Below are 501 nucleotides of genomic sequence, written 5' to 3'. Positions count from 1 at the left end.
CGGTGGACGGGCAGCCGTCGCGTGTTCTGCTCGATGCCCTGCGCAACTGATCGAAGCGCCCACGACATCAGCAACAGTTGACTTGCCATCCGCCGCGATCCAGAAACATCGGATCGCGGCGGACTGCGTTTAAGTATGCAGCGGCGACGGCGAAGGAGTGGAACTTGAAGAGCCCGCATCGACCCCTTGCCCGCTTTATGTGCCTTGGCCTGGCGTTGATGCTCGGCGCAACGGCATTCCTCGCCTCGACTGCAGAAGCCCAGCAACCCGAGCGACGTCGCAACCTGCTCGACATGCTCTTCGGCCAGCGCCAGCCCGTGTATGTGCCGCCACAGGACGTCCAGCGTCCACGCGAGGGCAAGATCCGCAAGAAGAACAGTGGCAGCGTTACGACCATCCAGACACGCGCACCTTCGACCCGAGCCGCCGCAGCCCCGCCGCCACCGCCGAAACTCGACACGGCGAAGAAAGTGCTGGTGGTCGGAGATTTTGTCGCCAGTG

1 protein-coding gene is annotated in these 501 nt (G+C 63.7%); it reads left to right on the top strand.

Going from position 1 to position 501, the window contains the following annotated elements:
• Positions 1-164: 164 nt before the first annotated feature.
• The coding region (locus ACK4TH_RS13420; RefSeq protein WP_409627155.1) for a hypothetical protein at positions 165-501 on the top strand (337 nt) is incomplete at its 3' end.

It is taken from the genome of Tepidimonas sp. (assembly GCF_046292505.1).
GTDB lineage: Bacteria > Pseudomonadota > Gammaproteobacteria > Burkholderiales > Burkholderiaceae_C > Tepidimonas.
Note: the sequence above shows the minus strand (reverse complement) of the source record. Positions and strands in the feature narration are given on the sequence as shown.